Source organism: Mesorhizobium sp. M4B.F.Ca.ET.203.01.1.1 (genome assembly GCF_004791025.1).
GTDB classification, from domain to species: domain Bacteria; phylum Pseudomonadota; class Alphaproteobacteria; order Rhizobiales; family Rhizobiaceae; genus Mesorhizobium; species Mesorhizobium abyssinicae.
Map to the genome: position 1 here is coordinate 196,427 of NZ_SRUO01000010.1, position 22,908 is coordinate 219,334.

Sequence of the window (22,908 nt, forward strand, 5' to 3'; positions counted from 1 at the left end):
GCTACTTCACCGCGCCGGCCGTCATGCCCATGATCAGGTAGCGTTCCAGAAGGATGCCGATGACGGCAAGCGGCGTGATGGCGGCGGTGGCGAGTGCGGCCATCGACCACCAGTTGATGCCTTGCGACCCGGTTTGGCTCGCCACCATGACGGGAATGGTCTTGGCGTCGGTCGAGGTCAAAAGCGCGGCGAAGAAATACTCGTTCCAGCACAGCACCATCGCCAGGATGAAGGCGGCGACCATGCCGGGCAGCGCGATCGGCATGACGATGCGGAAGAAAGCTCCCCAGATCGACAGCCCGTCGACGAGCGCTGCTTCCTCGAGCTCGACCGGGATCGAGTTGAACTGGTCGCGCATAATCCAGATGACGATCGGCAGCACCATCAGCGTGTAGAGCAGGATCAGCCCGACGCGCGTGTCGAGCAGGCCGACCTCGCGGTAGAGCACCAGGAAGGGCAGCGCCAGCACCACCGGCGGCAGGATCAGCTGTGACAGGAAGAAGAAGGATATGTCCTCGTTCTTGAACCAGGCGAAGTGGTAGCGGTAGCGGGTCAGGCCGTAGGCGGCGAGGCTGCCGATGATGATGGCGAGGCCGGACGCGCCGACCGAGGCGATGACCGAATTCATGAAGCGCTTGAAGAACTCGTCGCGCACGGTCGAGGTCTGCGTGATCGAGTCCGGCGACAGGCCGAGCGAGCGCCAGCCCTTCCAGTCAGGCTGGAAGTCGACGAAGGGGATCAGATGGCCCTGGGTGACGTCGACCGCCGATTTGAATGACGTCGTGATCGTCCAGTAGATCGGGAACAGGCAGATAAAGGACCAGAACACCAGCGCGCCATAGATGAAGACGCGGCTGGTCAGGAAGCTCGCCGGCGAGCTGATTTCGGAGACGGAATAGTCGGTGGTCTGGACGCTCATGTTGCCGGCCGCTCAGTTGACGTTGCGCACGAAACGGCTGGCGAATTTCAGCAGCCAGGTCACGAACACGATGATGATGACGAGATAGGCCATGGCCAGCATCGTGCCGTAGCCGACATTCGAGCGGTCGCGGTACTCGCGGTAGATGAAGCTCGACACCGAATCCGTGGCGCCGCCGGGGCCGCCCGACGTCACGGTGATGATGATGTCGGCCAGCTTCAGCTTGAAGATGATGCGCAGGATCACCGCCGTCACCGACACCGGCAGCATCAGCGGGAAGGTGACCTGCCAGAACGTCTGCCAGGTGGTGGCGCCGTCGACGCGGGCCGCCTCCAGCACCTCGCGCGACATCGCCTGCAGGCCGGCAAGCAGCATGATCATCATGAACGGGATGAAGGTCCAGGCGTCCAGCACCATGATCGAGATGCGCGCGGTGATCGGATTGGAGAAGAAGGCTGGATTGTCCCAGCCGAGATGTCGCGCCAGCGTCGCGGCCGGACCGAAGCGATACTCCATCAGCGACTTGCCGATCATCCATGACACCGCGACCGGCGACAGCATCAAGGGCATCAGGAAGACGACCCGGAAGAATTTGCGCGCGCGGATCTGCGCGTTGAGGAGCAGCGCCAGGCCGAAGGCGATGATGTATTCGACGAACACCGCGAGCACGTAGAGCACCATGTTGAACAGCGCGTTGCGGTAGTATGGGTCGGCCAGCATCTGCCAGAAATTGTCGAGCCCGTTGAATTTGCGGCCGGAGAAGGAGCTAAGGTTCCAGTCCGTCAGCGCGATGTAGAAGCCGAACAACGTCGGGAACACCACCATGGCGATGGTGAACAATAGCGCGGGAAGCAGGAAAAGCGCGCGCTGACCGTCCTCGCCGCGCGTCAGCACCTGACCGACGCCCAGCGCCACGCCCCACAGCACATAGGCATAGACGATCGGCCGCCAGGTATCGAAGCCGAGCGTGGTGACTTCCGTCTTGTAGAGGATCTGCAGCGCGATGACGGCGAGCAGGCCGAGCGTCGCCGCGGCCATCAAGGCGAAACCGAGCCGCTTGCGGCCGGGTGGGATCAGATCGGCTGGAACGCCGTTTGCCGGCCATGCATTGGTGGGCAAGGTCTGGTCAGCCACGCGTCCCGTCCGTCGATACAAAGCGACCGGCTGGCCGGTCAAAACGGGGTCCGGCGGCTACGCGTCGCCGGACCCCGGTTCATCATGCGATCAGGCTACACGCCGAGCGAGGCTTTGTAGAGCTTGATCTGGTTTTCACGGCCGATCTGGTCGGTGAGCTTCTCCCAGGCGGCGGCGATGGCATCGGCGCCTTCCTGCGCCTTCATCTTGCCGGCGAAGGTGTTGGCCAGGATGTCCTCGGCGGCGCTGTAGTACTGGAAGATGCCGGGGATGCGTGGCTCGATCGCCGCGTTCGGATGGTTGTAGCTGTCACCCTCGGACTTGAGGTAGGAGCTGATGAACGCCTCGTCGTAGCCCGCCGCCACCCATTCCGGAATGTTGAAATGGCTGTTGCGGTACGGCTGGAAGCCCGACGGATAGGCCGCGCACCAGAGCGACAGGTCCTTGCCGCCGAGATGGGCCGCCGCCGACCAGGCCGCCTTCTGTTTCTTCTCGTCGCTGTCGACGCGGGCCATGACATAGACGCCCCAGCCGAGATAGGCGCAGTTCGGCGAGTAGTTCGGCCCGCTGGCAAGCTTGTCCCACTGGCCGGTCTTCGAATTGTAGACGTCGTCCGAGCCGGGCAGGATCGAGAAGCCGGTGACGTCGCCGATGACCGACGAGTCGTTCGTCTTGACGTTGGAGCCGATGTCGCCCCACCACGGGATCATCGAGCCGGTGCCAGCCAGGAACTGCTGGAAGCCGGTGGTGTTCGGATCGGCGTTGATCTGGTCTGGCGGCTCCGAGGGCAGGGCGTCGATGACGTCCTGGATCGCCCGCACCCACGCCGGATTGTTGATGCGCGGCTTCATCGTGTCGGCATCGAACAGCCAGGCCTTGTCGTCGGGATGCTTGGCATAGGCGCTGGCGCGGCTGCCGAGGAAGTAGAAGCCGAAGCCGCCCCAGGGCTTGGGCGCGTCGAGATAGCCATAGACGTCCTGGCCCTTGAACTGCTTGCCCTTGAGGAACTTGGTGACGGCCTGCACTTCCTGCCAGGTCTTCGGCACGCCCCATTCTGTCGTCGCGCCGCTTTCCTTCCACGCCTTGGCGAGATCGGCATCGGCGAACACGTCGGTGCGGTAGTTGAAGTTGTGCGCGTCGCCGTCGATGGTGACGCGGTACTGCTTGCCGTTCCAGGTGCCGACCGGCGGCTTCAGGTAGTTGACCAGGTCGTCGAAATCGATCTGCTTCTTGACCCAGTCGGGCATTTCGGAGGTGAGGCCCTTGCCGCAGACATCGCCTTCGAAGGGCGCGCCCATCTCGATGATGTCGAAGTCGACGGTGCCGGTGGCGATCGATTGCTGCAGGCGGGCGTTGTAGTCGGCCTGCGCCAGGTCGATCCAGCTGATCTTGGCACCCGTATAGGCCTCCCACGGCTTCAGGAAGCCGCGGAACAGAACATTGTGCAGGTTCTGGTTGTTGAGGCCCATGAAGGTGAGCTCGACGCCAGCGAACTCGCCTTCCTTGACGTTGGCCTTGGTGGCTTCGAGGCAGAGCTCGCCGACCTTCTGGAAATCGGCATCGGTCGGCTGACCCTTGCCGACGCCGGGGATCTGCAGGATCTTCGCGCGCAGATCGTCGGCCGCGGCGGCCGGCCGGGTCAGCGCGCCGAGGCCGGCGCCTGAAGCCGCGGCGATCGCGGCCATGCTGGCCGCGCCCTTGAGAATGTCACGCCGGGTGGCACCCGCGCGGACCAGTTTTTCGTAAAGACCGACTCTCATCTACATTCCTCCCAGAACAAAAGCCGTGAATTTGACGTGCCAACCTATCGGACGCCGAAACGTCTGCGTTTCTCCTATACCATATGGGGACGTGGGACCCCACCCTGCGTCGCGTGGAGATCCGATTTCCGGCAAAGCACCGATCATCGGATTTTGCGCTCGCCACTATTCGCGTAATCGATTACCTTGTCAACAGGAATGGCTTTTTATCTATAATATACTGACTTGCCCTTGCCGTTGGCAATGGCTAGCTTCACCGAAAACGATAGGGGAGATGATGGCTCAAGTCGCGATCACCAATGTGGCCAAGGCGTTCGGACCCGTCAAGGTCCTGCACGATGTCAGCGTCGATATCGCCGACGGCCAGTTCGTCGTGCTGGTCGGTCCTTCCGGCTGTGGCAAGTCCACGCTCTTGCGGATGGTGGCCGGGCTGGAAACCGTCTCCGGCGGCACGATCGCGATCGGCGAGCGCGTCGTCAACAATCTGCCGCCAGCGAAGCGCGACATCGCCATGGTGTTCCAGAACTACGCGCTCTACCCGCACAAGACGGTGGAGCAGAACATGGCCTTCGCGCTGAAGCTGCGCAAGACCGATCCGGCGATCGTCGCCGAGCGGGTCAAGCGCGCCGCCGACATCCTCGACCTCGCGCCCTATCTCAAGCGCTATCCGCGCCAGCTCTCCGGCGGCCAGCGCCAGCGCGTCGCCATGGGCCGCGCCATCGTGCGCAACCCGCAGGTGTTCCTGTTCGACGAGCCGCTGTCCAATCTCGACGCCAAGCTGCGCGTCCAGATGCGCACCGAGATCAAGGAACTGCATCAGCGGCTGAAGACAACGACCATCTACGTCACACACGACCAGATCGAGGCCATGACCATGGCCGACAAGATCGTGGTGATGCGCGACGGCCGAATCGAGCAGGTCGGCGCGCCGCTGGAGCTGTTCGACCGTCCGGCCAACCTCTTCGTCGCCGGCTTTATCGGCTCGCCGGCGATGAACCTTCTGAAGGGCGTCGTGCGCAAGGGCGACAAGCCGGTCGTCGACATATCCGGCACAGCGTTTCCGCTTGCCCCCGGCAGCACCGCCAGGGACGGGCAGAACGTCGTCTACGGCGTACGGCCCGAGCATCTCGAAATCCATCCCGACGGCGTCGCCGCCAGGATTTCCGTGGTCGAGCCGACCGGCTCCGAGACCCTGGTCTTCGTGCGCTTCGGCGAAAGCGAGATGGTGGCGCTGTTCCGCGAGCGCCACGACTTCAAGCCGGGCGACACGCTGCATCTTCGGCCACGTCTCGACCAGCTTCACCTTTTCGACGCAGAGACCGGCAACCGGCTCTGATCTCCAACAGATTTTTTGCGAGGACTGCCATGCTCAAAGGGATCAATCCGCTGCTCAATGCCGACGTGCTCCAGGCACTGCGGGCGATGGGCCACGGCGACGACCTGATCATCTGCGACACCAATTTCCCGGCCGATTCGGTCGCCCGCCAGACGGAGCTCGGCTATCTGCTGCGCATCGACGCGCCGGCGGCGGAGGTGGTGAAGGCGGTGCTGTCGCTCTATCCGCTGGACAGCTTTGTCGACGACGCGGCCGCCCGCATGGAGATCGTCGGCAATCCTGACGAGATCCCGCCGGTGCAGAAGGAGGTGCAGAAGGAGATCGACAAGGCCGAGGGCAAGGCCTGGCCGATGATCTCGATCGAGCGCTACGCCTTCTACGAGCGCGCCAAGAAGGCCTATTGCGTCATCCAGACAGGCGAGCGCCGCTTCTATGGCTGCTTCGCCTTCCGCAAGGGCGTCATTCCGCCGGATGCGGAGTAGGGCGATGGCCGCCGGCAAGCCTGTCGTCATCCTGGGTGTCTTCGTCGCCGACACCGCCTACCGCGCAGACCGCCAGCCGCGCATGGGCGAGACCATCCTCGGCAACTCGTTCAAGCTGGGCCCAGGCGGCAAGGGTTCTAACCAGGCGGTCGCCGCCGGCAAGCTGGGCGCCGACACCACCTTCCTGACCCGGCTCGGCGTCGATGCCTTCGCCGACATGGCCAGGCACACCTGGCAAGCGGCCGGCGTCAAGGCGGCGGTCATCGACACCCCGGACAGCTACACCGGCGCTGCCTATATCTTCGTCGAGGAGACGACCGGAAACAACGCCATCATCGTCAGTCCGGGCGCGGCGATGCTGATCTCGCCCGCCGACATCGATGCCCATGCCGGCCTCATCCGCTCGGCCGGCGTCTTCGTCACCCAGCTCGAGCAGCCGATCGAGGCTGCGCTGAGGGCGCTCGAGATCGCGCGCGGGGCAGGGGTGACGACGATCCTCAACCCGGCCCCGGCCGCCAGGCTGCCCGACCGCATCTATACGCTTTGCGACTATGTCACGCCCAACGAGACCGAGGCCGAGGAACTGACCGGCATCAAGGTGTCGTCCATCGACGACGCCCGCCGCGCCGCCGACAGCCTGCTCGAGAAAGGTGTCGGCGCGGTCATCGTCACGCTTGGCGAGAAGGGCGCGCTGCTCCACACAAAGGATCGTTCCGACCATGTAGGCGCCGTCAATGCCGGGCCGGTTGTGGAAACGACGGGCGCCGGCGATGCCTTCAATGGCGGCCTCGCGGGGGCCCTGGCGAAAGGCGTCGAGCCGCTGCAGGCGGTAAAGTTCGCCTGCGCCGTCGCCGGCATTTCGGTGACTCGCCCCGGCACTGCGCCGTCCATGCCGACGCTGCAGGAGGTCGAGGCGCTGCTGGCGCGGACTTGAGGTCGACAGCGGCTCTTGCTTGCCTCACCAGTCGGGATTGTCGTCGAGCCAATACGCTTCAAGGCACCGAATTGACGCGGGAGGCCGAGCCGGCGTTTGGCGTCAAATGCCATCTCCGAAAGGGGCCGCTGTGAGTTGCGCCCTTCCGCGCCTGGCACGATGGTGTACCCATCGGCGATCAACTGCAGCTTCATCTCCTCGAAGTGCCTTTTGAAGCCGTTCTCGATTCGGCTTTGCGGATAGCGTCGTCCATACAGGTATTCATGGCTCAGAATGCCGGAATACATCTGGGCGCTGAGCGTTCTCAGGGCGGTTTCGGAAATCTGTTTGTCGGTGTCCTTGGACCAGCACCGACCTGCCGACGCCACCAGCATCGCGGCCAGAAAACCTGCCAAAACCCTCTTCACCTTGGTCCCTTCCGGCCAAGGTGACATATTAGCCACAGGTAATGTTTATCGGCAATGCGGTCTTGCGCCTTTGCCCCGAGTGTCCCGTAATGGGTCATCATTTCTGGCATCGCAATTGCACTGTCAGCAATGCCCGGGGTCGTTAATTACCCCGGCAGCCGGGGGGCAAATTCGGGGGGCCCCGCCGCTCCAGAAATGGAGCGGCGGGCTCTTTAGCAACTGAGTTTGAAAGCCGCCTGAATCGCCAAGACGAGAGTGCTGCAGCCATGTATTTTCCTCAGTTTCTAGTGGGCATGCTCGCAACGTCGTTCATCACGGCAATCTGGGCCGAAATAGAAACCGGCTCGGTCTGGAAGGCGCTCGGCTGGGCCATTCTTGCGCTGGTCATTCTTCAGGTTGGATATATCGGTCTGGTTGTCGGCCTGATCTACAAACGTGGATCGAAAGGCACCGAGGCGGGCCGGATGTCGGCAAATTACACGCCGCCGGCCTGAATGGCGAAAACCGGCGTGCCGCCGCAGCGGGCACAAGCCGGTTCCTGAAAGTTGAAGCTTTTCTGCAGAGTCAGGGCCTAGGCCCTTGAAAGAAATGGCGCGAGTGACGGGGCTCGAACCCGCGACCTCCGGCGTGACAGGCCGGCACTCTAACCGACTGAGCTACACCCGCGCACTTGACGACCACGTGTCAGCCGTGTTCGTCGTTGGGCCGCTGGATAAGGGGTTCGCCACCGGGTGTCAAGCGCGGCAAAGCACCTTATCAGCAAACTGGAGAAGGTTTTTTGACAACCGCCTCTTTACGCTGGAAAACCGCCACGCGGCCAACGCGGCGCCTGTTCATTTGGCCTTGCGAAGCCTGCCCTAACTGCTTAAAGGTCCGGCCCGGAGCGGGCGATTAGCTCAGTTGGTAGAGCGCTTCGTTTACACCGAAGATGTCGGCGGTTCGAGCCCGTCATCGCCCACCATCCCAGCCATCTTGAAGCAGTCACCCTGAAGCGAATCTCGCCGTTCGCCGACGCCCGTCAACAATCATGGCGGCAGCAGCCGAAAATCCTTGCCCTCGGGCAGCAGCTGGCCGCCGTCGACGACGATGGTCGTGCCGGTGATGTAGCTGGCGTCGTCGGAGGCCAAGAACAGGAAGGCATTGGCGACGTCGCGCGGGCTGCCCAGCCGTCCGAGCGGGATGGAGTCCTGCATGTTCTGGATATAGGCCGCACCGCGATGCAGCTCGATCGCCTCGGTGAGGATGTTGCCGGGCTCGACGCCGTTGACGGTGATGCCGTAGCCGGCGAATTCGAGCGCGGCGGCACGGATCAGCCCGTTGATTCCGGCCTTGGTCGCCGAATAATGGCCGTGGCCGGGGCTGGTCACATGCGGCCCTGTGATCGACGAGGTGAACAGCATGCGGCCATGCCGCTGCGCCTTCATCGGCACCAGTGCGGCGCGCGTTGCATTGAAGGAGCCGCGCAGGTTGACCGCCATCACCCTGTCCCAGTCCTCCGGGCTGGTGTTCTCGATCAACTGCCAGGGATAAATGCCGGCATTCTGGACCAGGATGTCGAGTCGGCCATACTGCTCGAGCGCCAGCGCCACGGCGGCCTCGGCCTCGGCCATTTGCGAGATGTCGGTGCGGATGAAGCCGGCGCCGAACTCGCTCGCGGTGGCTTGCCCGGCCCCGGCCTCGGTGTCGGCCAGGACGAGCTTCGCTCCCTCTTCGGCGAAGCGCTGCGCGATGCCCTTGCCGATGCCGCGCGCGCTGCCGACGATCAGCGCGACCCTATCCTGCAGCCGGCCGGTCATGCCAGCCTCTGCCGGATGGTCTGCTTGAAGGCGTCGAGCAGCACCGCCGCCAGCACCAGCAGGCCGTGGATCACCTGGGTGAAATTGGCCGGCAGGCCCATCAGGTTGATCGCCGTGTTGATGGCCGAGAGCAAGAGCACGCCGGCATAGACCCCGGGCAGGGTGCCGACGCCGCCCTTCAGGCTGACGCCGCCGATGACGACGGCGGCGAAGGCGTTGAACAAAAGCCCGACGCCGAGATTGGCGGTGGCGCCGGAGGTGCGGATGGCCAGCAGCCAGCCGGCGAGACCGGCGATGGCGCCGGCAAGCACGAAGGCGATGATCAAATTGCGATTGACGCGGATGCCGGCGCGGAAGGTCGCCGTCTCGTTGCCGCCGATCATCACCAGATGCCGGCCGAACGGCGTCTTGGCCATGATCAGCGAGAAGACGACGAAACAGGCGATGGCGATCCAGGCGGTGAGCGGCAGGCCGATCAGCCGCTGGATGCCGAACCAGCGGATCGCCGGCGCCAGGTCCTGCGCCGAGCGGCCGCCGGAAACGACGAGCACCAGGCCGCGCACCCAGATGTAGGAGGCCAGCGTGATGATGAAGGCGCTCATCTTCAGCCTGACGATCAGGAAGCCGTTGAAGACGCCGATGATGCCGCCGACGAGGACGGCGAGCAGCAGCGAAACCGGAACCATCAGCCATTGCGGGTGCAGTTGCACGCCGAGGCCGATGCCCGACGAGCAGAACAGGATGCCGACCGCCATGGCGCTGAGCGCGGCGACCGATTCGACCGACAGGTCCATGTGGCCGGCGATGATGACCAGCGCCAGGCCGATCGACATCACGCCCAGCACGCTGGAGGCCTCGATGATGTTGGCGAAGATGCCGAGCTGGAAGTAGTTCGGAATGAGCAGGGAAAACACCACCAGCACGAAGACCAGCATGAACCAGACGAGATTGTCGAGAATGAGCTCGAGAGCATGGCGGGTGCGGGGGTTCATGAGCTGATCCGGTTGGCGCGCGTGTTTGACAATGTTGCGGCTTCGCGCGTTTCGACGCGCGCGGCGCTTTTGAGGGGCGCTCCGGGCCGGGTAGCCCGGAGCGGTCCTCGTGGTTACTCGACCGGTTTTACGGTTTCGGTCGGCGGCTTCTGGTTGCCCCAGAAGGCCGGATTGTCGACGTTCTCCTTGGTGATGGCGGCGCCGGGGATCTTGATGTTCGGGCCCCAGGCTTCCTTGGTCACCGTCGACTTCAGGCCAAGCACCTCATATTCGCCGGGCTTGATCTCTTCCTTCTTGACGATCTTGTCCATGAACATGGCGATAGCCGCGGCCTGGGCGTAGAGCGGCTGTTCGACTTCGACGTTGAGCCAGCCCTTGCGGATCAGGTCGAGACCGACCGGCGCGCCGTTCGAGCTCATCATCATGACGTCGCCTGGCTTCTTGCCTGCGGCCTCGAGCGAGGCGACGCCGGCGACCGAGAGATGCGCGGCATGGCTGAAGATCAGGTCGATGTCGGGATTGGCGAGCATCTGGTCGGCGACGATGGTGCCGGCGTTGCTGGCTTCCCACTGCATGGCCGGAAGCGAGATGATCTTGACGTCCGGGAACGCCTTCATCTTCTCCTCGAAGCCCTTCTGGATGTCGAGCGTGTAGGGATCGCCGGGATCGCCGAGCACCTGCAGGATCTTGCCCTTCACCGCCCCGTTCTTCGCTTTCAGGAGCTTCTCGGCCTGGTCGGCGGCGACGTAGCCGATCTCGACCGTGCCGGCGACCGAGGTGAAGTCGGACGGGGTGGAGGTGATCTGACGGTCGAATTCGACCACCGGGATGCCGGCGGCGCGGGCCGCTTCGACGGACGGCTTCAGCGCGTTGAAATCGACCGCCGCAAGCACGATCGCAGCGGGCTTCAGCGCGATGACGTCGTTCATCTGCGATTGCTGGGCGTCGGTCTTGTTGTCGGCGTTCAGCGATTTGAAGTCGTAGCCGACCTGCTTGAGGAACAGTTCCAGCGCGGTCACCGAACCGGTCTGGAACTCATCGAGCAATGTCGGCACCAGATAATAGACGGTGCCCGTGGACTGGGCGAATGCCGGCGTGAGCGTGGCAATGGCCAGTGCCAGGAAACCGAAGACGGAAAGAAGTACTCTCTTCATGTCGTTCGCTCCTCTTGCGCCGGACCCCTCATTTGTCCCTCAGCTCGCCGGTCCGGCACCGGCCAGCGTCTCTCCGGTGATCATGTTGATCACCGCGTCGGGACTTGTCTTGTTGCGTGCGACATCGCCCGCCACGACGCCTTGCCGGATCACCACGATCCGGTCGGCGACCTGGAAGGCCTGCTGCATGATATGGGTGATGATGACGACGCCGATGCCCTGGTTCGCCACCTGGCGGATCATGTCGAGGCCGCGTCGCGTCTGCTCGACGCCAAGCGCCGCGAACGGCTCGTCGAGCAGCACCAGCTTGCCGCCCCAGTGCACGAAGCGGTTGAGCTCGATCGCTTGCCGCTGTCCGCCCGAGAGGTGCTCGACATTGGTGCGCAACGACGGGATGCGGGTGCCGGCATTGGCGAGCGCCTTGGCGACCACGTCTTCCATGGCGCGCTCGTCGAGCACGGGGACGCCGAGCACTTTGCGGGTGATCTCGCGGCCCATGAAGAAATTCGCCACCACGTCGACATTGGTGCACAGCGACAGGTCCTGGTAGACGGTCTCGATACCGGCCGCCTTGGCCTCGGCAGGCGATCTGGCGAGGAACTCCTTGCCCTCGAACAGCATGCGGCCGGAGGTCGGCTCCAGCCCGCCGGCGATGATCTTGACCAGCGTCGACTTGCCGGCGCCGTTGTCGCCCAGCAGCGCCACGACCTCGCCGCGTCCGATCGAAAAGCTGATGCCCTTCAGCGCCTGGATGGCGCCATAGTTCTTGGTGACGTTGTCGAGGACCAGCAGGGGTTCGCTCATGCCGCGATGTCTCCGCCTTTCAGGAGGTCGCCGCCGCGCTGCCGCTTGGCGGTGAAGATCTGGCCGAAGCGCGGCGAGAGCACCCCGGAAACGGCAAGTGCCGCCGCGCCGCGCAGCACCGCATGCTGGCCGCCGCGGGCGACGACGATGCGCGGCGTGACGCGGTCCTTGCGGGCCGAGACCGAATTGGGCAGCTCTGCGGCTCCCGCCAGGCGTTCGAGCAGCGCCGGCGGCGCCAGCCCGCCGAGGACCACCGTCTCGGGGTCGAACAGGTTCTCGATGATGGTGATGGCATTGCGGAAAACCGGGCCGACCTCGGCCACCCAGGCGTCGTCGCTGCCGTGCCAGCGTCCGCGCGCCTCGAGCGAGAGGTAGCGCTCCAGGCAGCCCCGGTTGCCGCATGGGCAAGGTTCGCCGCCGAACACGACCGGGATGTGGCCGATCTCGCCGGCGTTGCCCCAGGCGCCGCGCAGCACGCTGCCATCATGCACCATGGCGCCGCCGAGGCCGACGCCGAAATAGAGGTAGTAGTAGTCGGAATATCCGGTGCCGAGGCCGTAGAGGCGCTCGCCCATGGCCGCGGCCGCCATGTCGGTCTCGAAGAAGGCCGGCAAACCCGTGGCCGTCGTCAGCCGCTCGCGCAGCGCCACGTCCTTCCAGCCGGTCATGGTCGTCGGGCCGATGAAGCTCATGGACTCGACGCCGAACGGGCCGGGCAGCGCCATGCCGACGCCGAGCACCCGTCCGCCCGCCCGCCGTCCGGCCAGGTCGCGGACCATGGCGCCGATCTGGTCGAACGCGTGGTCGGGCGTCACGTTGGGCGCTTCGCTGTGCATGCTTTCGATGACGTCGCCGCTGAGGTTGATCAGCGCGGCGTCGATGCCGAGCGGGGTGAGGTGGATGCCGACGGCATAGCCGCCTTCGGGATTGATCCTGAGCGTCGCCGGTGGCAGGCCGCGGCCTTTCGGCTCTTCGCGCAGCGACAGGATGTAGCCTTGTTCCTCCAGTTCGCGCACGATGGTCGACACGGTCTGCACGGTGAGACCGACGCCCCTGGCGATGTCGCCGCGCGCGATCGGCCCGTTGAGGCGGATGGACTCCAGCACGATGCGTCGGTTGTAGGGCCGGCCGAACTCCTGATTTGTCCCCCGCAATGCCATGCCTTGCGCTCCCGAAGAGAGTAGAGCTTCGCACCGAAGATTTATTCAGTCAAATGGAATTCAAAAATATTTTAGTGTTGTGGACGGCTCCTGCCGGCGACGACTGCGAGGGTCCGCGCCGGCGCCATCAGCAGAGCGAAATTAAAAGCAATTTCAGTATTTTATGATGCGAAGCTCAATCGCCACAACCAGGATGAACAGGGCGATCGACAACGACGACGACAGCACGATCGCCGCATAGAGCCGATCGGACTGGTAGTTGAAGCTCGCCTGGATGATCAGCGCGCCGAGCCCTTTGTCCGAGCCGATCCATTCGCCGACGATGGCGCCGATGACGGCGGTGGCGGAGGCAATCCTGAGCGAGGAGAACAGCATCGGCAGCGCGCGCGGCAGGCGCAGGCTCCAGAAAATCTCCGAGCGCGTCGCCGATAGAACCCTGAACAGCTCGTGCTCGCTGCTGCTGGCCGAATCGAGTCCGCGGATCATGTTGACCAGCGTCGGGAAGAAGCAGATCACCGCGGCTATGACGATCTTCGGCGTCATGCCGAGCCCGAAGATCAGGATGATGATCGGCGACAGCGCCAGGATCGGGATGGTGTTGAAGAACAGCACGATCGGGAAGTAAGCGGCCTGCAGCACGCGGCTGTGCACGAACAGCACGGCGAGCATCACGGCGGCGAGGTTGCCGATGACGAAGCCGGCCAGCGCCTCGATCAGCGTCGGCCAGAGATTGCCGAGCAGCAATGCAAAGCTCTTCTGGAAGACGCCGAATATCGCCGTCGGCGTCGGCACGATATAGGCCGGCACGCCGAGCCACGGCAGCAGGAACTGCCAGGTGAACAGGATGGAGGCCGCGCCAAGGACGGGCAGCGCGATCGCCAGCGCCGGCGGCAAGGGTGCCTGTCTCATGACGCGCGCTCCAGCGCCGCGCGCAGTTCCGCCATGGCAGCGATGACAGCCGGATCTTCGCGCGAGCAGCGGTTGCCGTCCTGCTTGAACGGCCGCATGTCGAGATCCTTGATCAGCCGTCCCGGATTGGCGGCAAGCACGATGACCCGCTCGCCGAGATAGGCGGCTTCGGCGATCGAATGGGTGACGAAGAGGATGGTCGTGCCGGTGCGCCGCCACAGCGCCAGCAATTCGTCGTTGAGGCGGTCGCGCGTGATTTCGTCCAGCGCGCCGAAGGGCTCGTCCATCAACAGCAGCCTGGGTTCGCCGAGCAGTGCGCGGGCGATCGCCACGCGCTGGCGCTGGCCACCCGATAATTGGTGCGGCAGGCGCTCGCCGAAGCCGGCAAGCCCCATCAGTTCCAGCAATTCCTCGCTGCGGTCCTCGATCTTGCGCGTCAGGCTGCCTTGCCCGACTGCAAGCGGCAAACGCACATTGTCGCGCACCGTGCGCCAGGGCAGCAGCGTCGAATCCTGGAAGACGAAGCCGACATCGCGACGCGAGCGCACCGCATGCGGCGTGTCGCCAAGCACGCTGATCGTGCCACCGAGCGGGTCGAGCAGGTCGGCGACCACGCGCAGCAGGGTCGACTTGCCGCATCCCGATGGCCCGAGGATCGACAGGAAGGAGCCGGCCGCGACCGCGAGGTCGAGGCCGGCGAGCACTTTCACCGCCGTCTGCCGGCCGCCATAGCCGACATCCAGTCGGTTTGCCTCGATCGCGTTCGCCATCAGGCGGCGGGCGCGTCGAGCTTGGGCCGGTCGGCGGCCGACAGTTCGAGGATCTTGGCGGTGTAGACATCCGCGGCTTGCGGCCGGCCGTTCGGGTACTGGCCGACCTTGTCGAGCAGCGCCAGCTGCTCCTCGATGGAGGCAGGCTCGAACGTGCCCCAGCCGTCCTTGGCGGTGGCGCCGTCGAAGGAAAGCTTGAGAACGAGGTTGATCGTCTTTTCCTCCCAGCCGAGATCCATCTCCGGATAGGCGGCGACCATCTTCTTCACCGCGTCCTGCGGGTTGGCATGCACCCAGCCCCAACCCTTGGCGACGGCGCCGATGAACTTCGCCAGCGTGTCTGCATTCTCCTCGATCGCCTTGTCGGTGGCGAAATAGACATCGGCGTAGGAACTAAGCCCGAGATCGCGCACGAGGAGGTCGATGCGGTCGTCGCCGACGACGCTCAGCGCCTGCGTGTTGGTGATCCAGCCGCCGATGGCGTCGACATCGCCGCGCACCAGCGGCGCCTTGTCGAAGCCGACATTGACGATGGTGACTTCCGACGGATCGATGCCGTTCTTGGCCAGGATCTCGTCGATGACGAACCGCGCCGTCGGCTGGATGCCGATCTTCTTGCCTTTGAGGTCGGCGACGCCGCGGATCGGCTTCGCCGGCTTCGAGGTGAAGGCATAGGGTCCGGTGCGGAAGCCGCAGGCGATGATCTTCACCGGCACACCGCTGGCGCGCGCCGCGTAGAGCTGCGGCGTTTCCGAGAACTGGCCGAGCTGGGCGGCGCCAGAGACCACCGGCGGCACGGTCGCCGCATTTGGCCCGCCGGGGCTGAACTCGACTTCCAGTCCGGCGTCCTTGAAATAGCCGTTGGCGACGGCCGCGATATCGCCGATCTGGCCGTTGGACATCAGCCAGTCATACTGGATGACGACCTTGCCGGCCGCTTTGGCGCCTGGCGTCAGCACCAACTGCATGCCGGCGGACGCGGCGGCAACGGCGGCGATGCCGGATTTCACGAAGCTGCGGCGGTTCATGTCGAAATGCTTGTTCCCACTCATTTTTCGCTCCTGTTGCAAGAGGTTTCTTCATTGCGCGCCGCTCCCACGGCGCGACGTCTACGGCTGTTCGTCGTGGTAGTCGCCGGGGCCGCCGTCGAGCCAGGCGTATAATTCCCAAAGCGTGTCGTCGGGATCGGTGAAGTAGGCGCAGCGCGCGTTCCAGACATAGTCTTCCGGCGGACCATAGAAGGGCACGCCCTTGGCGCTCAGCTCGCCATGCAGCCGGTCGATCTCGCCGGGGCTGTCGAGCCGCACCGCCACGCAGACCTTGTGCGCCTGGCGCGGCGATCTCAGCTTGGACACGCCGGTATGCCGGTTGATGTGGTCGATCTCCCAGGCGGCAAGCGTCACGCCCTCGCCATGGAAGTCGGCAAAACCCTCGGCGCGGCGGCGCAGCCGGAAGCCGAGCTTCTCGACATAGAACGCCACCGTGCGCTCGATGTCCTCGACGAGCAGGCAGACATCCGAAATTGCGTTTGTGTCCCCGATCGGCATTTTACTTTCCCTTGCCGGACTGTTTGCGCCGCGCTGCCGGCAGCTTGACGCCGACGCGCTCCGCCGCGCCGATGATGTGGGCGCGCATCGCTGCCTCGGCTGCGCTGGGATCGCCGGCGACCAGCGCCTCGTAGATGCGCACATGTTCGCCGACATTGACCTCGACCAGATCGTGCAGCGGGTTGGTCAGGCGGGCGTAGTGGATCGAGCGGCGGATCTGTTCGCAGACGAAGGAGATGAAGGTGTGGATGTAGCTGTTGCCGGTGGCGCGCGCGATCTCGCGGTGGAACAGAAGGTCCGCATCGATGCTGCCTTCCTCCCAGCGCTCCTCGCCGCTCATGCGGTCGAGCGCTGCCTTGATGGCGTCGAGGTGCTCCTGTCCGCGCCGCTCGGCGGCAAGTGCCGCGGATTCGGCCTCGAGGATGCAGCGCAGCTCGAACAGCCGCTCCATGTTCTCGCTGTCCTTCAGCGCCTCGCCGTCGATGCGGATCGAGGCGCGCTGCTCCGGCGCCAGCACGAAGGCGCCGACGCCTTGCCGGGCCTCGATCATGCCGTCGGCGCGAAGCTGGGCGATCGCCTCGCGCACCACGTTGCGGCTGACGCCGAACTTTTCCGAAAGCTCCTGTTCCGTCGGCAGCCGTGTGCCCGGATTGAGCTCGCCCGATTCGATCTCGCGGCTGAGGAAGGCAGCGACGCGGTGCGGCAGCGTTTCGACGGTGCCGATGGCGGCCAGTCTTTGCTTCATGGAACGGTCTCCGTTGGCGGCAGCAAGCAGCCGGGGTTCATCAGGCCCTCAGGGTCGAGCGCCTGTTTCAGCGCGGTGACCAGCCGGCGATGGGCGGGCGCCAGCCCGGCCCAGAAGGCGCGATGGCGGCTGCGGCCGATGCCGTGCTCGGCGCTGATCGAGCCGCCAAGCGAATTGGCGATGCGGTAGAGTCCGGCGGTGATGTCGGCGCCCCGGTTGCGCGCCTCGACCACCGTCAGGCCTTCCGGCGGCAGGACGTTGAAATGAATGTTGCCGTCGCCGGCATGGCCGTAGGCCTGCGGCAGCCAGCCGGGATGCTCCAGCGCCACGAAGTGGCGCGCCTGGTCGACGAGCGCAGGAATGTCCGAGATCCGCACCGAAAGGTCGGTGCGCACATGGTAGCCGCGCTTTGCCTGGCCCTCGACCAGCCCCTCGCGGATCGCCCAGAATGCCTTGGCGTGGCCATCGCTGTCGGCAAGCAGGGCTTCTGCGACCAGGCCGCTCTCCATGGCGCCGGCGAGGAAATCGACCAGCAAGGCACGCAGGTCGACAGCGGCACTGGCGGAAAGCTCCATCAGCACATGAACCGGAGCCTCGACCGGCGATGCGAGATCGGCGTCGACCAGGCGCGCGAGATCGATGCATTCCTGGCCGATGATCTCGAAGGCCGAGATCAGGTCGGCGGTGGCCCGGCGCGCTTGCCGGAACAGCGCGACGGCCGCTTCGAAGGAGGCAAGGCCGAGATAGGCGGTCTCGATGCGGGCCGGCCTCGGAAACAGTTTCAGCTCGACGCCGGTGATGATGCCGAGCGTGCCCTCCGAGCCGATGAAAAGCTGCTTCAGGTCATAGCCGCGATTGTCCTTGCGCAGGCCGCAGAAGCCGTCCCACAGTTCGCCGTCGGGCAGCACCACTTCAAGGCCGAGGATGAGGTCACGCGCCATGCCGTAACGCAAGACGTTGACGCCGCCGGCATTGCTCGCCGCATTGCCGCCGATCTGGCAGCTACCCTGGGCGCCGAGCGCCAACGGAAACAGGCAGTCATGCGCCTCGCTGACGTCTTTGATCGCCTGCAGGACGCAGCCGGCATCGGCCTGCAGCACGAAATTGTCGGCGTCGACGAGGCGGATGCGGTTCAGCCGCTCCAGGCTGATCACCACAGCGCCGCGCGCCTCGATGTCGATCGCGCCTGCCACCAGTCCGGTGTTGCCGCCTTGCGGGATGATGCCGAGTCCAAGCGCGCCGCAGAGCCGAACCACGGCCTGGACCTCGGCGACCGATGCCGGCTTCAGCACGGCAAGCGCGGCGCCCCGATGATCGCCCGACCAATCGCCGAGATATTTCGCCATGTCGGAGCCGGAGATGGCGACGCCGCTCTGCCCGACAGCGCTCTGCATGGCGCTGAGGATTTCCGGCGAAAGGCGGTGAACGGTCATGGAGTGACGATGTCAGGATATCGGGTGATACATATCATCCTACAACTTAACTCGAGTCAACGGCCTTCCCAGAGCGGCCGGAAATTACCGGGCATATCGGTCCAGGCCCTGTCCACGCGCCGGCTTGGCCGATTGCCGCTAGGTCAAAACCATTTCAAGGGTAGGCGGCGGCACGCCCGCGACAGTTGATCCAGCAAGGCATGGGGAAAAGATGATCGAACTGCCGTTCAAGCGCGACGAATACCAGCAGCGGCTTCGCAAGATCCGCGCCGAGATGGCAAGGCGAGGTATTGAGGTCCTGATCGTCAATGACGTTGCCAACCAGCACTACATAACCGGCTATGACGGCTGGTCGTTCTACACGCCGCAAATGGTGCTGGTTCCGATCGAGGAGGTCGAGCCGGTCTGGATCGGCCGCGCCATGGATGCCGCCGGCGGCCTGCTCACCGCCTGGATGAAGCCCGAGAACGTTGTCGGCTTCCCGGAGGACCATGTCCAGCGCGCCGATCGGCATCCCATGGACTGGATAGCAGGCTGGATCGTCGCCAAGGGCTGGGGCAATCGTCACATCGGCATCGAGCTCGAAGCCTATTACTTCTCGCCGAAAGCCCATGCCCGGCTCGTCGCCGGACTGCCCAATGCCAGATGGCATGACGCCGATCTTCTGGTGAACTGGATTCGCGCGGTCAAATCGGCGCCCGAGATCGATTACTTGCGCAAGGCATCGAGACTGGCCGAGGCAGCTGTCGCGCGGGCCTACGAGGTCATCGCGCCAGGTGTTCGCGAATGCGACGCGATCGCCTCCATCCAGGCGGCACAGATCGCCAGCAGCCCGGACTTCTGCGGCGACATCACCGCCCTTCCTCCAACCATCCTCGGCGGCGAGAATGCCTCCGCTCCGCACATCATGTGGAGCGACAGGCGGTTCGGCGAAAACGAGACGATCGCGCTCGAACTCGCCGGGGTCTGCCGTCGCTATGCCGCCGGGCTCGCAAGAACCCTGCAGCTTGGCAGGACGCCGACAAATGTTTCGGACACGGCAAAGGCGGTGATCGAAGGCATGGACGCGGTGCTCGAGGCGGCGAGGCCCGAAACGACCGCCGAAGCGGTGGAAGCCGCCTGGCGCAACGTCATTCAACGCTACGGACTGAAGAAGGAATCGCGCATCGGCTATTCCATCGGTGTCGCCTATCCGCCGGACTGGGGCGAACACACGATCAGCCTGAGGCCCGGCGACAAGACGGTGCTTCAACCCGGCAACGTCGTTCATTCCATTCTCGGCATGTGGATGGAGGGTTGGGGCATCGAGGTGAGCGAGACCATCCTGATCACCGAGACCGGCAACGAGACCCTGACCAGGTTCCCGCGAGAAATCCATGTCAAACCCTGAGGATAGCGCGATTGCCGCCCCGATCAGCATCGACGGCGGAATTCTCGACCGGATGATCGAGGTTCGCCGGCATTTGCATCGCCATCCGGAGCTTTCGAACCGCGAAGCGGCAACGCAAAGTTATTTGCGGGAGATGCTCGCCGGGCAGGGGATCGAGAATATCCGCGACGTCGCCGGCTATGGTCTTGCCGTCGATATTGTCGGTACCGGCCGGCCGTCGAACCGCAAAATCGCCATTCGTGCCGATATCGATGCCTTGCCGATCGAGGAGGAGTCCGGCGTCGACTTCGCGTCGCTCAATCCCGGCGTAATGCATGCCTGCGGTCACGATGCCCATGCCGCGATGGGGTTTGCGGTGGCCGCCCATCTGCATCGAACGCGCGACAGTTTCGGCGGCACCGTCCGCCTGATCTTCCAGCCGGCCGAGGAGGACGAGCCGTCGGGTGGCAAACGAGTGGTGGCGGAAGGGCATCTCGACGACATCGATGCCGCGCTCTGCGTCCACGTCGATCCTTATACGCCGTCGGGCAAGGTCGCCGTCGGTTCTGGTCCCTACACGCTGGCCTGCGACACGTTCGATGTCCTGGTTACCGGATCGGCCGCGCATGCGGCAAAACCCTATGAAGGCATCGATGCGTTGACTGTCGCCTGCTCCATGGTGGGCGAACTGCAGAAGATCGTCTCGCGCGAGACCAATCCTTACGATCCGCTGGTCATTTCGGTGACCGCCATCAATGGCGGCAATGCTTACAATGTCACGGCCGGCAAAGTCGCTTTGAAGGGCACCATCCGCAGCGGCAATGACGCTACTCGCGAGCGCGCCTGGCGCCGGGTTCGCGAGGTGCTGGAGGGCGTCGCGGCCAGCCACGGCGCAAGGGTGAAGGTCGACATCCATCGGGGCGAGCCCGGAGTCGTCAACGATGCCGAGATGGCCGAACTGATCCTTGCCGGCGCCAAGGCCAGCATCGGCGCGGAGAATGCGCTCAACATGCCTGGGTGGAGCATTGCCGACGATTTTGCCTATTACAGCGTGAGAATTCCGTCGGTCTATTTCCGGCTCGACATCCGCAACGAAGACGTCGGATCGGTCTTTCCGCTCCACCAAGCCAAGTTCCGCGTTGACGAGGCAGCCTTGAAAAACGGCGCTCTCACCTTGGTTTCGGCAGCGACGGTGTTTCTGTCGGGGCAGCGGGAAAATCCCGGCGCAAACCGCTAGCTGAATTCATAACTGGGCTCACCGAAATGGTTTGGGAAGCGGGCGTTGCCATGCGTCCCCAAGCTGTTAAGTCTACTTCGCGTTGGAAAATAGCGAGCATGTCACTTTCGCGATTTGTTGAGAAGTGGACTACCCCTAGCTATCCCCCTGCGTCAGTCTTAGAGGGGGATTTGAGTGCCGCTGAGCAGCAGCTAGGCGTCCGCTTTCCCGAAGACTATCGACAAGCAGTACTCGACGTGGGATTGCCTCGGCCGACAATCGCGCTTTTGAACGCGATCGTCGTGCGTGGGCTGGATCTGCATGATCTCAGCAACTTCTATTCTCCGAAGGAGATAGTAGAGGAAACGCTTGGCTGGCGCGAGATCGGGATGCCTGATCGGCTTATCGCTATCGCCAGCGACGGGTCCGGAAACAAGTTCTGCTTCAATGCGGACCAGCTTGGCGTTGACAGCGCCGACAGGCGGGGAATTTGGTTCTTCGATCACGATTTTGGAACCGTCGATCAGGTTGCGCCAAGTTTCCATGCCTGGATTGACGCCTTTTGCGACGTCGAGCCATGCCACTAGAAAGCGAGCTGAGATCCCAACCGGTCTGTTGCCATGGTTCAACTCGCGTCAAATGTGGCTGTGGCTGCGCGCCTATGAGTCTACGGCCTAGCTAGCTAAAGGTACTGCGCGACCTTCTTGCCGACGGTCAGGAAGCGCAGCGGGTCGACCGCATCGCCATTGTGGCGCACTTCGTAGTGGAGATGCGGGCCGGTCGAACGGCCGCTGCTGCCGGTCTTGCCGATAATATCGCCGGCCGCGAGCTTCTGGCCGACCGTCACGTCGATCTCGCTCAAGTGCCCGTAGCGCGTGGCGAAGCCATTGCCGTGGTCGACCTCGACCATGCGGCCATAGCCGCCGTTCCAGCCCGCCTTGGTGACGACGCCGGGCGCTGTGACCTTGGCGGGCATGCCCATTGGCGCCCTGAAATCCATGCCCGAATGCAAGGCCGCGGTGCCGAGGATCGGGTCGGTGCGCACGCCGAACGGGCTGGTGACCGAATGACCGGGGGCGGGGTTGGCGAGCGGCAGCCGCCGCGCTTCCTTCTTCAAATGGTCGAGCGCATCCAGCGCCTCGTCCAGTTCCTTGACCTTGCTGTCGAACATCGTCGATGCGTTGAGCGGGATCAGCGGGCCGCCGACATCGCTGTCCTTGCCGAAATCGCTGTCGACCGGCAGGCCGGCGGCCGCGAGCGCCTGGGTGATGGCGTCGGCGTTCTTGTAGGCATTGTCGGCGAGCGTGGTGACGCGGGTGAGCTGCTCGCTCTCGATTGCCTTGAGCGACTGGTTGATCGACACGAACAGCCTGTCGGCGCGGTCGGCGGCCGAATCGCTGGGCAGCGGATCGGAGCGTGTCGACCACAATGAGAACGGTCTTGTGTCGCCGGCACCGAGGCTGGCGATCGAATAGGCTGACTGGGCGCCGATCACCTCGGCGCGCTCATCCGGCTTGGCCGCCGCGGCGCCATCGGCGGCGGACGCGGCCCCGACTTCGCTTTCAGCGCGCTCCAGGATCGGGCCAAGGCGGCCGTGACGCTGGCTGAGCTGGGTCTGGCGCTCCAGAAGCTCGCTCACCTTGGTTTCCATCAGCTGCTGGTCGAGGAGCTGGCGGCTGGTGATGCGGTCGACCTGGGCGCGAAGCGCCGATATGCGGTCCTCGTAGGCCTGCTGCATGCGCGCCTGCCGGGCCGTCGTCGCTCCGATCAGGTCGTCGCGCAGCACCAGGTAGGAGGTGGCGAGCAGGTAGCCGATGACGACAGCCGCCAGCGCCGAGCCGAGAAAGGCGGCAAGCCAGGGGCGGATGGTGAAATGCCTGATTTCATTGCCCCGGGCGATGATGACCGTATGGGGCTCCTTGCGTTTACCGAAGACCGCAGACTGACCGGTTGGGTTCACGGGACCAAGCTTTCGTTGTGACGCCACGAAGAGCCTGATTACACATTATTAGGGTTAATAAAGCTTTGCCGGGCCGAATGC

At 64.4% G+C, this 22,908-nt stretch carries 22 protein-coding genes and 2 tRNA genes; 8 read left to right on the forward strand and 16 right to left on the reverse strand.

The genetic code is table 11. From position 1 onward, the window contains the following. Position 1: 1 nt before the first annotated feature. The 3 genes from EN846_RS21785 to EN846_RS21795 all read right to left on the reverse strand — a co-directional run bounded on the left by EN846_RS21785 (position 2) and on the right by EN846_RS21795 (position 3,813). Positions 2-919, reverse strand: coding sequence for a carbohydrate ABC transporter permease (locus EN846_RS21785; protein WP_126054889.1), 918 nt, complete (start codon positions 917-919; stop codon positions 2-4). A 12-nt stretch (positions 920-931) separates the two neighbouring features. Next, the gene (locus tag EN846_RS21790) at positions 932-2,053 is read right to left on the reverse strand and encodes a sugar ABC transporter permease (protein WP_127282113.1); all 1,122 of its coding nucleotides are present in this window, start codon (positions 2,051-2,053) and stop codon (positions 932-934) included. A gap of 95 nt (positions 2,054-2,148) precedes the next feature. After that, positions 2,149-3,813 (reverse strand): sugar ABC transporter substrate-binding protein, encoded by a 1,665-nt coding sequence (locus EN846_RS21795; RefSeq protein WP_127282112.1) that lies wholly within the window; start codon positions 3,811-3,813, stop codon positions 2,149-2,151. 277 nt (positions 3,814-4,090) lie between these two features. On the opposite strand from EN846_RS21795, the gene ugpC reads away from it, so the two are divergent. From ugpC to EN846_RS21815, 4 genes are all read left to right on the forward strand, one after another. Next, positions 4,091-5,149, forward strand: coding sequence for a sn-glycerol-3-phosphate ABC transporter ATP-binding protein UgpC (gene ugpC / locus EN846_RS21800; RefSeq protein ID WP_127394092.1), 1,059 nt, complete (start codon positions 4,091-4,093; stop codon positions 5,147-5,149). A gap of 29 nt (positions 5,150-5,178) precedes the next feature. After that, positions 5,179-5,631, forward strand: coding sequence for an RbsD/FucU family protein (locus tag EN846_RS21805; RefSeq protein WP_126054886.1), 453 nt, complete (start codon positions 5,179-5,181; stop codon positions 5,629-5,631). Positions 5,632-5,635: 4 nt separating this feature from the next. Continuing rightward, the gene (rbsK, locus tag EN846_RS21810) at positions 5,636-6,565 is read left to right on the forward strand and encodes a ribokinase (protein ID WP_127394091.1); all 930 of its coding nucleotides are present in this window, start codon (positions 5,636-5,638) and stop codon (positions 6,563-6,565) included. Positions 6,566-7,238: 673 nt separating this feature from the next. Next, positions 7,239-7,466, forward strand: coding sequence for a hypothetical protein (locus EN846_RS21815; protein WP_127393502.1), 228 nt, complete (start codon positions 7,239-7,241; stop codon positions 7,464-7,466). A gap of 95 nt (positions 7,467-7,561) precedes the next feature. Here the strand turns inward: EN846_RS21815 and EN846_RS21820 are convergent. Further along, a tRNA-Asp gene (locus tag EN846_RS21820) sits at positions 7,562-7,638 on the reverse strand. A gap of 219 nt (positions 7,639-7,857) precedes the next feature. On the opposite strand from EN846_RS21820, the gene EN846_RS21825 reads away from it, so the two are divergent. After that, positions 7,858-7,933: transfer RNA gene (locus EN846_RS21825), tRNA-Val, on the forward strand. Between the two features lie 64 nt (positions 7,934-7,997). Here the strand turns inward: EN846_RS21825 and EN846_RS21830 are convergent. The 11 genes from EN846_RS21830 to EN846_RS21880 form a co-directional block, all read right to left on the reverse strand. Beyond that, positions 7,998-8,768, reverse strand: a complete 771-nt coding sequence (locus tag EN846_RS21830; protein WP_127393501.1) for an SDR family oxidoreductase — start codon at positions 8,766-8,768, stop codon at positions 7,998-8,000. After that, positions 8,765-9,760, reverse strand: coding sequence for an ABC transporter permease (locus EN846_RS21835; RefSeq protein WP_126054882.1), 996 nt, complete (start codon positions 9,758-9,760; stop codon positions 8,765-8,767). Before EN846_RS21835 ends, EN846_RS21830 begins: the two co-directional genes overlap by 4 nt. A gap of 113 nt (positions 9,761-9,873) precedes the next feature. Then, complete coding sequence (locus EN846_RS21840) at positions 9,874-10,914, reverse strand: sugar ABC transporter substrate-binding protein (RefSeq protein WP_128346711.1); 1,041 nt, start codon at positions 10,912-10,914, stop codon at positions 9,874-9,876. 39 nt (positions 10,915-10,953) lie between these two features. Then, positions 10,954-11,718 carry an ATP-binding cassette domain-containing protein gene (locus tag EN846_RS21845; RefSeq protein ID WP_128346712.1) on the reverse strand — a complete coding sequence of 255 codons (765 nt, stop codon included), beginning with the start codon at positions 11,716-11,718 and terminating at the stop codon, positions 10,954-10,956. Continuing rightward, positions 11,715-12,878, reverse strand: coding sequence for an ROK family transcriptional regulator (locus EN846_RS21850; RefSeq protein WP_128346713.1), 1,164 nt, complete (start codon positions 12,876-12,878; stop codon positions 11,715-11,717). Before EN846_RS21850 ends, EN846_RS21845 begins: the two co-directional genes overlap by 4 nt. 153 nt (positions 12,879-13,031) lie before the next feature. After that, the gene (locus EN846_RS21855) at positions 13,032-13,787 is read right to left on the reverse strand and encodes an ABC transporter permease (RefSeq protein ID WP_127393844.1); all 756 of its coding nucleotides are present in this window, start codon (positions 13,785-13,787) and stop codon (positions 13,032-13,034) included. Continuing rightward, positions 13,784-14,557: an ABC transporter ATP-binding protein gene (locus EN846_RS21860; protein WP_127393843.1), complete on the reverse strand. Its 774-nt coding sequence runs from the start codon at positions 14,555-14,557 to the stop codon at positions 13,784-13,786. Before EN846_RS21860 ends, EN846_RS21855 begins: the two co-directional genes overlap by 4 nt. After that, positions 14,557-15,585, reverse strand: coding sequence for an ABC transporter substrate-binding protein (locus EN846_RS21865; protein WP_127393845.1), 1,029 nt, complete (start codon positions 15,583-15,585; stop codon positions 14,557-14,559). The genes EN846_RS21860 and EN846_RS21865 overlap by 1 nt, the downstream gene beginning before the upstream one ends. Positions 15,586-15,666: 81 nt before the next feature. After that, positions 15,667-16,104 carry a VOC family protein gene (locus EN846_RS21870; protein WP_127393842.1) on the reverse strand — a complete coding sequence of 146 codons (438 nt, stop codon included), beginning with the start codon at positions 16,102-16,104 and terminating at the stop codon, positions 15,667-15,669. Position 16,105: 1 nt separating this feature from the next. Continuing rightward, positions 16,106-16,849: a FadR/GntR family transcriptional regulator gene (locus tag EN846_RS21875; RefSeq protein ID WP_128276240.1), complete on the reverse strand. Its 744-nt coding sequence runs from the start codon at positions 16,847-16,849 to the stop codon at positions 16,106-16,108. Then, positions 16,846-18,282 (reverse strand): FAD-binding oxidoreductase, encoded by a 1,437-nt coding sequence (locus EN846_RS21880; RefSeq protein ID WP_210213999.1) that lies wholly within the window; start codon positions 18,280-18,282, stop codon positions 16,846-16,848. Before EN846_RS21880 ends, EN846_RS21875 begins: the two co-directional genes overlap by 4 nt. Before the next feature lie 211 nt (positions 18,283-18,493). On the opposite strand from EN846_RS21880, the gene EN846_RS21885 reads away from it, so the two are divergent. The 3 genes from EN846_RS21885 to EN846_RS21895 all read left to right on the forward strand — a co-directional run bounded on the left by EN846_RS21885 (position 18,494) and on the right by EN846_RS21895 (position 21,454). After that, positions 18,494-19,672, forward strand: a complete 1,179-nt coding sequence (locus tag EN846_RS21885; protein ID WP_127392448.1) for a M24 family metallopeptidase — start codon at positions 18,494-18,496, stop codon at positions 19,670-19,672. Then, positions 19,659-20,888, forward strand: coding sequence for a M20 family metallopeptidase (locus tag EN846_RS21890; RefSeq protein ID WP_127392449.1), 1,230 nt, complete (start codon positions 19,659-19,661; stop codon positions 20,886-20,888). Before EN846_RS21885 ends, EN846_RS21890 begins: the two co-directional genes overlap by 14 nt. Positions 20,889-20,986: 98 nt before the next feature. Then, positions 20,987-21,454 carry an SMI1/KNR4 family protein gene (locus EN846_RS21895; protein WP_281015750.1) on the forward strand — a complete coding sequence of 156 codons (468 nt, stop codon included), beginning with the start codon at positions 20,987-20,989 and terminating at the stop codon, positions 21,452-21,454. A gap of 95 nt (positions 21,455-21,549) precedes the next feature. Here the strand turns inward: EN846_RS21895 and EN846_RS21900 are convergent, their stop codons facing one another. Next, entirely contained in the window at positions 21,550-22,827 is a 1,278-nt protein-coding gene (locus tag EN846_RS21900; RefSeq protein ID WP_127392451.1) for a M23 family metallopeptidase, read from the reverse strand. Positions 22,828-22,908 lie beyond the last annotated feature (81 nt).